8 protein-coding genes are annotated in these 7,424 nt (G+C 71.1%); 3 read left to right on the plus strand and 5 right to left on the minus strand.

The genetic code is table 11. The features are described from left to right. Positions 1–166: 166 nt before the first annotated feature. A complete protein-coding gene (locus P7A99_RS16990; protein ID WP_277794956.1) occupies positions 167–1,924 on the plus strand; it encodes an ATP-binding protein in 1,758 nt (585 codons plus the stop codon). 142 nt (positions 1,925–2,066) lie between these two features. Here P7A99_RS16990 and P7A99_RS16995 read toward each other — a convergent pair whose 3' ends face one another. From P7A99_RS16995 to P7A99_RS17010, 4 genes are all read right to left on the minus strand, one after another. After that, positions 2,067–2,504, minus strand: a complete 438-nt coding sequence (locus P7A99_RS16995; protein ID WP_277794957.1) for a very short patch repair endonuclease — start codon at positions 2,502–2,504, stop codon at positions 2,067–2,069. Then, positions 2,501–3,703 carry an FAD-dependent oxidoreductase gene (locus P7A99_RS17000; RefSeq protein WP_277794958.1) on the minus strand — a complete coding sequence of 401 codons (1,203 nt, stop codon included), beginning with the start codon at positions 3,701–3,703 and terminating at the stop codon, positions 2,501–2,503. The genes P7A99_RS16995 and P7A99_RS17000 overlap by 4 nt, the downstream gene beginning before the upstream one ends. A gap of 193 nt (positions 3,704–3,896) precedes the next feature. Continuing rightward, positions 3,897–4,883 (minus strand): cysteine synthase A, encoded by a 987-nt coding sequence (gene cysK, locus P7A99_RS17005; protein WP_109102378.1) that lies wholly within the window; start codon positions 4,881–4,883, stop codon positions 3,897–3,899. Between the two features lie 78 nt (positions 4,884–4,961). Next, complete coding sequence (locus tag P7A99_RS17010; protein WP_277794959.1) at positions 4,962–6,089, minus strand: DNA cytosine methyltransferase; 1,128 nt, start codon at positions 6,087–6,089, stop codon at positions 4,962–4,964. A 48-nt stretch (positions 6,090–6,137) separates the two neighbouring features. Here P7A99_RS17010 and P7A99_RS17015 point away from each other — a divergent pair, with 48 nt between their 5' ends. Then, a complete protein-coding gene (locus tag P7A99_RS17015) occupies positions 6,138–6,617 on the plus strand; it encodes a COG3650 family protein (RefSeq protein ID WP_277794960.1) in 480 nt (159 codons plus the stop codon). Between the two features lie 79 nt (positions 6,618–6,696). Continuing rightward, positions 6,697–6,984 carry a hypothetical protein gene (locus P7A99_RS17020; protein WP_277794961.1) on the plus strand — a complete coding sequence of 96 codons (288 nt, stop codon included), beginning with the start codon at positions 6,697–6,699 and terminating at the stop codon, positions 6,982–6,984. A gap of 29 nt (positions 6,985–7,013) precedes the next feature. On the opposite strand, the gene P7A99_RS17025 is transcribed toward P7A99_RS17020, so the two are convergent. After that, complete coding sequence (locus P7A99_RS17025) at positions 7,014–7,151, minus strand: hypothetical protein (RefSeq protein ID WP_162839360.1); 138 nt, start codon at positions 7,149–7,151, stop codon at positions 7,014–7,016. Positions 7,152–7,424 lie beyond the last annotated feature (273 nt).

The following is a 7,424-nucleotide window of genomic DNA, read 5'->3' on the forward strand; positions in this document are numbered from 1 at the left end:
GTTCCCGGGCGAGGTGCGGTGAATCGCCCGGCAGCCCCTTACCGCCCTCGCCAATCCTAGGCCCCTCGTGCCATTGAGGGACCGGCGTTCTTTCACGCCCTCTTAGCGTCTGTCGCCCATAGTGCGGGCAGGACTTTTTCGAGTTCGGGCCAGCGGGGGCCGCGCCATGAGCGCCAGGGCCATCAACGTCAAGGATCGCCAGGCGGCGATCGTCCACGCCGCCGCGGCGCGGCGGGGCAACGTCTATCTGCGCCTGACCGCCACCTTCTCGATCGCGGCCATCCTGCACGTCTTCATCGGCATGGACTGGGTCTGGGCCTGGGCCGCGGTCTACACCCTGGCCCAGCTGTTCGAGCTGTGGCTGTTCCGCAAGCTGAAGGCCGCGCCGGAGCAGTTCCTGACCGGCTGGCGGGCCTGGTCGCTGGCGATCATGCCGGCGGTCACCTCGATCATCTTCGGGGCCCTGGCCCTGCCGCTGTTCGCCTCGCACGAACGCTTCGCGCCGACCCTGGGCGGCATGCTGCTGGCCGGCGCCCTGCTCAACGTCATCGTCGTCAATGTCAGCCTTCGGTCGGCCACCCTGGCGGCGGCCGCGCCCCACGTCATCTACCTGCTGATCGCGCCGTTCATCGGCCGGGCGGCCAATCCCGACGCGCCCCTGGCCAACGCCCTGTGGTTCGGGGTGCTGCTGCTGATCGTCTCGGTCACGGTGGCCGCCCGCACCCTGGAGGCCGCGCTGAGGGCCGAGGAGGCCGCCAAGGCCGAGGCCGAGCGCCGCCGCCACGAGGCCGAGGAGGCGGTGGCCGCCAAGAGCGCCTTCGTGGCCATGATCAGCCACGAACTGCGCACGCCTATCAGCGCCATACTGGCCGGGGCGGCGCGCCTGCACAGCGAGGTTCCCGAGGCCGCCGCCAAGACCCACGCCCAGCTGATCGCCGACGCCGGCGGCATGATGCGCACCCTGCTCAACGACCTGCTGGACTTCTCGCGGCTGGAGGCCGGCCGCATGGCCGTCGAGCGCGCGCCCTACGACCTGCGCCAGGCCCTGGCCGACACCCTGCGCCTGTGGCGGCCCGAGGTGCAGAAGAAGGGCCTGCGCCTGCGCGTCGAGGGAGCGGCGGGCCTGCCGCGCTGGGTGGCCGGCGACAGCCTTCGCCTGCGCCAGGTGCTCAACAACCTGCTGTCCAACGCCATCAAGTTCACCGAGCGCGGCGAGGTGGCCGTCACCCTCGCGGCCCATCGCCAGGGCGAGGGCTGGACGCTGGAGATCGCCGTCGTCGACACCGGCCGGGGCATCGAGCCCGAGGCGCTGCCGCGCCTCTTCACCCCCTTCGACCAGCTGACCGCCGAGGTCGTGCGCCGGCACGGCGGTTCGGGCCTGGGCCTGGTGATCAGCCGCGAGCTGGCCCGGCTGATGGGCGGCGACGTCACCGTGTCCAGCGAGGGGCTGGGCAAGGGCGCTACCCTGCGCCTGACCGTCCGCCTGGACGAGGCGCAGGCCCCGCCGGCGACGGCGGGCGCGGCCTCGATCGTCGGCGCGCGGGTGCTGGTGGTCGACGACCACGTGGTCAATCGTCGGGCCATCGAGCTGGTGCTGCAGACCTTCGGCGTGACGCCCACCCTGGCCGAGTCCGGCGAGCGGGCGCTGGAGATCCTGGCCGCCGGCGCCTTCGATGCGGTGCTGATGGACGTCTACATGCCGGGCCTGGGCGGCCGCGAGACCACCCGCATCCTGCGCGCCGAGGCGGGTCCCAACCAGGAGGTCCCGGTGATCGCCGTGACCGCCTCGTCCACCCCCAAGGACTGGGACGCCTGCCGCGCCGCCGGCATGAACGCCCATGTCGCCAAGCCCATCGATCCGGCCCAGCTGCACGCGGCCCTGGTTGGGGTGCTGCCGCTGATCGTCGCGCGGACGGCGGCCTAGAGGCCCAAAAATCCACCTCTCCCATAGGGAGAGGGAGGGGCCCATGCGCAGCATGGGAGGGTGAGGGGTTTCAGACTTTCCGGACAGGGCAGGGACAAGGGTGGCAAGACCGCCGACGGCGTACGCCCTCACCCTCCCGTCGCTATGCGCCGGGCCCCTCCCTCTCCCCACGGGAGAGGGTTTCCCGCAGCCGCGCCACCAGCGCCGCCTCGTCCTTCATCTGGCATTCCCAGATCGTCTCGACCCGCCAGCCGGCGGCGGTCAGGGCGGCGGCGTTGCGGTCGTCGCGGGCCTTGTTGCGGGCCACCTTGGCCAGCCAGTAGTCGCGGTTGGCCTTGGGTACGCGCGATCCCCGCGCGCAGTCGTGGCCGTGCCAGAAGCAGCCGTGGACGAAGAAGGCCAGCCTGCGCCCCGGCATCACCAGGTCGGGCGAGCCGGGCAGGTCCTTGCGGTGCAGGCGATAGCGCGCGCCCAGGCCGGTCAGCAGGCGGCGCAGGGTCTTTTCCGGCGCGGTGTCCTTGCTCTTGACCCTGGCCATGACGGCCGAGCGCTTGGCGGGGTCGAAGACGTCGGTGGTCATGGCTTGGAAACGCGCGGGAACCGGCCCAGGCGCAGCGTGCCGGTCAGCAGCCTCACGCCTGCCTGCCTGAAGCCCGGCAAGCGCGAGGTCGGGGTGAAGGCGAAGGTGCGCAACCACGGCCAGAACCATCCTCGCGACTGGAACAGCGGGGTCAGCGCCTTGGAGGCCAGCTGGTAGAGGCCGGTGTGGCGCCGCCGGTCGGCCTGCCAGCCCTTGAGGGCCGTGGGCGAGGGGCTCGCCGCCAGCCGGTCGGCCAGCTCGACGGCGTCGACCAGGGCCAGGTTGCCGCCCTGGCCCAGCTGCGGGCTGGTCCCGTGGGCGGCGTCGCCGATCAGGGCGCAGGCCCCGACATCCCAGCGGCCCACCGACACGTCGCGATAGATCGCCCGGGAAAAGCCGCTCCAGTCGTCGTGGTTCGAGAAGGCCTGCGCCAGCTCCGGCCACAGCGGGGCCAGGCGTCGGTCGCGCCAGGCGGAGAAGTCGCCGGCCAGGAAGGCGTCGATGCCCGCCACTGGAACCGACCAGAACACCGCCGTGCAGTTTTGCTCGCCGCCAGGCCCCTTGCCCACCGGCAGGGCGCCGCACATCACTTCGGCCCGGTGATAGACCTGCCGCAGGGCGCCGGCGAAGCGTTCGTTAGGGTCGGCGATGTTGGTCCACACCGCGCCCCACGGATAGACCGGGGCGCGGGCCCGGGGCTTCAGCGCCCCGCGCAGGGTCGAGGCCGAGCCGTCGGCGACCAGCACGATGTCGAAGGGGCCGAAGGATCGCCCGGCCTCGTCGTGCAGGACGGGACGGGCGGGGTCGACCAGTCGCGTGATCCGGGCGCCGGTGACGATCTCGACCCCGGCCGGGGCCAGGGGCGCGTGCAGCACGTCGAACAGGGCCGCGCGGTGGATGCCGACGCCGTGCGCGCCGGGCCGCCAGTCGCCGTAGTCCAGGGCCATCACCCGGCGGCCCTTGCTGTCGTGGCCGATCAGTTCGCGGACCGGCGCGCCGGTGGCGCGGGCGGCGTCTTCCAGCTGCAGCGCGCGCAGGGCCGCAAGGCCGGTCGGTTGCAGCAGCAGGCCCGAGCCCACCGGCCGGGCCTGCTCGAAGGCCTCCAGCAGCGTCACCGCATGGCCGTGGCGGGCCAGGGCCAGGGCGGCGGCCATGCCGCCGACGCCGCAGCCGACGATGCCGATCTTCAGGGTGGTCATTGGGGAGAGGTGTTCACTCGCGCGCTCGACGATGCGGTCGTCATGCCGTGCCCCCCTCATACGTCATCCCGGAAAGCGCGTAGCGCTTATCCGGGACCCAGGGGCGGGCGGCGATGCGGCGGCCCCTGGGTCCCGGCTCTCCGCTTCGCTCCGGCCGGGATGACGACCAGAGCGGGCGGTTGGCGTTAGGCGCCTACAGCCCTTCGAACAGGGCCGTCGACAGGTAGCGTTCGGCGAAGCTGGGGATGATCGCCACGATCAGCTTGCCGGCATATTCGTCGCGCAGGGCCAGGTCGAAGGCGGCGGTCAGGGCCGCGCCCGAGCTGATGCCGACGGTCAGGCCCTCGGTCGAGGCGGCCTTGCGGGCCATGGCGAAGGCGTCGTCATTGCTGACCTGGACGATGTCGTCGATGACGCCGCGGTCCAAGATGCCCGGCACGAAGCCGGCGCCGATGCCCTGGATCTTGTGCGGGCCGGGCTGGCCGCCCGACAGCACGGCCGAGGCTTCCGGCTCGACGGCCACCATCTTCAGGCCCGGCTTGCGGGCCTTGAGCACCTGGCCGACGCCGGTGATCGTGCCGCCAGTGCCCACGCCCGAGACCACGGCGTCCACGGCGCCGGCCGTGTCGTTCCAGATCTCTTCGGCCGTCGAGACGCGGTGGATCAGCGGGTTGGCGGTATTCTCGAACTGCTGGGGCATCACCGCGCCGGGGGTGGCGTCGACGATCTCCTGGGCGCGGGCGACGGCGCCGCGCATGCCCTTCTCGGCCGGGGTCAGCTCCAGCTTGGCGCCGAGCAGCAGCAGCATCTTGCGGCGCTCGATCGACATGCTTTCCGGCATCACCAGGGTCAGCTTGTAGCCCTTGGCGGCGGCCACGAAGGCCAGGGCGATGCCGGTGTTGCCGCTGGTCGGCTCGACGATCGAACCGCCCGGCTTCAAGAGGCCCTTGGCCTCGAGATACTCGATCATCGCCACGCCGATGCGGTCCTTGACCGACGACAGCGGGTTGAAGAATTCGAGCTTGGCCACGACCTCGCCCTTGGGCTTCAGCTCGGCCGACAGGCGCGGCAGGCGGATCAGCGGGGTGTCGCCGACGGTGTCGATGATGGAGTCGTAGATCTTGCCCCGGCCGGCGCGCTTGAAGCGCGCGGCGTCGTACAGGCTGGAAGCGTCGTCCATGATGATCTCTCGGAGCGTTTGAAGTTCGGCCCTTGGGTGATCTCCACCTTAAGCCGTGGGGTTTGGGCTGTCAGCGACCTATTCGGCCGCCAGGGCCGCAGTTTTCCTGGCAGCGAGCGGAGTCAAAAGGTGCTCCGCCAGCCAGCGCACGGCCGGGGCGGCGACGCCGTCGCCGATCACGTGCAGGCCCGCCGTGGCGCTCTTGGGCAGGGCATAGCTGTCGGGCAGGCCCATCAGCCGGGCGCCTTCGCGCGGCGTGACCAGGCGCGAGCGCACGGCGCCCTTGTCGATCACCAGCAGGGTCTGGCGCGAGGAGCCGCCGCGCGGGGTGCGCAGGCATCCCGCAATACCGTCGAAGCGCACCTCGGCCCGTTGTTCGCCGCCGCGCATGCGCCGGAAGACGCCGCCGACCGCGCGTTCACCGCTCGCGATCCGGGCGTCCACCGAGGCGCGATGGGCGGGCGCCATCAGTTCCAGAAGGGCGGCCGTGGCCTCGTCGCTGCGCCATTCGACGGCGTCGTCGGGCTCCAGCACGGTCGACAGGTCGGTGTTGCGGGCCGGCGGGGCGGGCAGTGCCCACCACAGCCAGCGATCCTTCAGGGCCTGGGGCAGCCGGGCGGCCGCCTCGCGCACGGCGCGGCTGTGGAATGGGCCCTGGCCGGTCAAACCATCCGTGTCGGCGCGGGTGGCGACCACGAACACGCGCGGCCGCGACTGCGGGGTGAAGTTGGAGGCGTCGATCTCCAGCGCCCCGAACCGATAGCCCTGGTCGGCCAGGGCCTGGCACAGGGCCGTGAAGTCCTCGCCGCGGTGCGAGGTCAAAAGGCCCACCACGTTCTCGATGACGATGGTGGTCGGGGCGCGGCCCTCGTCCTCCAGCGCCTCGATCAGCCGCCAGAAGCCGAAGAAGGCCGACGAGCGCCCGCCGTGCAGGCCCGCCCGCGCGCCGGCCAGGCTGAAGTCCTGGCAGGGGCTCGAGGCCCAGGCCAGGTCGGCCTGCCCAGGCAGGTCGGACGCCTCCAGCTTGAAGACGTCGCCGGTGTGGAAGTGGTCGTCGGCGTCTTCGAAATTGGCGCGGTAGGTCTGCGCCTTCACCGGGTCGAAATCGTTGGCGAAGGCGCAATTCCAGCCTTCGCCGAGGCCTATGCGGGCCATGCCGCCGCCGGCGAAGAATTCATAGAAGACGGGGCGGGCGTTGTGATTCATCGTACCGGGCAGACTAGCTTGAGCCGCCGCTTCGAGGATAGCGCCCGCATGATCCGATCCACCGCCGTCTTCGTCGCCTGCCTGCTGCTGGCCGGATGCGGCGACGGACCGCTGGGCGCCGCCGAGGGCGCGGCCTCGGCTCCCGCCGACGCCCCGGCCGGGGTCGCCGCCGGTCCCGACTACGGCGGCGACTTCGACCTGGTGGGCACCGAGCCGTTCTGGGCCGGCAAGGTGCGGGCCGAGACCATCGCGCTCGACCGCATGGAGGGCGGCGCCGTCAGCCTGCCCAATCCCGGCGTGCGCATCGACGGCGAGCAGGGCGTCTGGGACGCCGAGCAGCCGGGCGAGGCCGGCGCCCCAGGGGGCGAACAGGGTCACCGCCTGGTCTTCCGCCTGACGCCGCAGCCGTGCTCGGACGGCATGTCCGACCGCGTCTTCACCCACGCCGCCGAGGTCTGGCTGGACGGGGCCACCTTCAAGGGCTGCGCGGCGCGGACGGAGGACCTGGCGAAGCAGGGGCGGCCTTAAGACTTGCGACTCACCCAAAACGAGAGCAGCCTCAATTGCGCCGTCGAGAGACGCCGCCCGCCTACAAATGGAGAAAGACATGAACAACGTTCATGCGGTCGAGTTCCTTGGTCCCATCAAGGTCAGCCAGGCTGATTGGTTCAGGGAATACAAGGGTAAAATTTCCCACAAACAAACTATCACGTCCAAAGGTGAAATGCTCACCGCAGTGAAAGTGCACGTTTTCTGCAACAGTCTAGAGGATGGGCCGCCGATTGGTCGGCCACTGCGTGCGCAGAGCGAAGAATACTGCGTTGCGGAAATCCGCTTTGAAGACTTTCACGAGCATGATGGAGGCTGGATCTTCACCGCCTACAACGGGGGATGACCTAGCAAGCTTCCTTAGCTAACAGCTGCTTAGCCGCCCTTGATATCGATGGTCTCGATCTGCGACTGGGTCGCCTCGGCCTTGTGGGAGCGGCCCGGAATGGGCAGCAGCAGGCCGACGGCGATGGCCGCGACGATGGCGAGAGCGATGAGGGCCTTGGCCGCCATGGCGTGTTTCTGGTCCGTTTCGGGTCTGTAAATTCAGCGCCCGTGCCGGACATATGGTTCCGCCTGCGGAGCTTGCAAGGGCGCTGGTGAACGGCGGTATCGCGACCCGGCGTCCGTGCTCCTCCCCCGTGAAACGGGGGAGGTGGCGCGCTGCGGATACGCAGCGTGACGGAGGGGGCGAGGGACGGAGCGCCGTGCGCGCCGCGGGGGCCCCCCCCCCCCGACGCCGGGGGCCCCCCCCCCCCCCCGGGGGGGGGGGAGCAGCGGCAAACC

The sequence above is a fragment of the Caulobacter endophyticus genome (assembly GCF_029543245.1).
Classification (GTDB): Bacteria; Pseudomonadota; Alphaproteobacteria; order Caulobacterales; family Caulobacteraceae; genus Caulobacter; species Caulobacter endophyticus_A.

Excerpts from the sequence above, each read along its gene's own strand:
- P7A99_RS17025 (WP_162839360.1), bottom strand. The coding sequence starts at position 7,151 with ATGGCGGCCAAGGCCCTCATCGCTCTCGCCATCGTCGCGGCCATCGCC.
- cysK (WP_109102378.1), bottom strand. The coding sequence starts at position 4,883 with ATGGACGACGCTTCCAGCCTGTACGACGCCGCGCGCTTCAAGCGCGCC.
- P7A99_RS17000 (WP_277794958.1), bottom strand. The coding sequence starts at position 3,703 with ATGACCACCCTGAAGATCGGCATCGTCGGCTGCGGCGTCGGCGGCATG.
- P7A99_RS16990 (WP_277794956.1), top strand. The coding sequence starts at position 167 with ATGAGCGCCAGGGCCATCAACGTCAAGGATCGCCAGGCGGCGATCGTC.
- P7A99_RS16995 (WP_277794957.1), bottom strand. The coding sequence starts at position 2,504 with ATGACCACCGACGTCTTCGACCCCGCCAAGCGCTCGGCCGTCATGGCC.
- P7A99_RS17010 (WP_277794959.1), bottom strand. The coding sequence starts at position 6,089 with ATGAATCACAACGCCCGCCCCGTCTTCTATGAATTCTTCGCCGGCGGC.
- P7A99_RS17015 (WP_277794960.1), top strand. The coding sequence starts at position 6,138 with ATGATCCGATCCACCGCCGTCTTCGTCGCCTGCCTGCTGCTGGCCGGA.
- P7A99_RS17020 (WP_277794961.1), top strand. The coding sequence starts at position 6,697 with ATGAACAACGTTCATGCGGTCGAGTTCCTTGGTCCCATCAAGGTCAGC.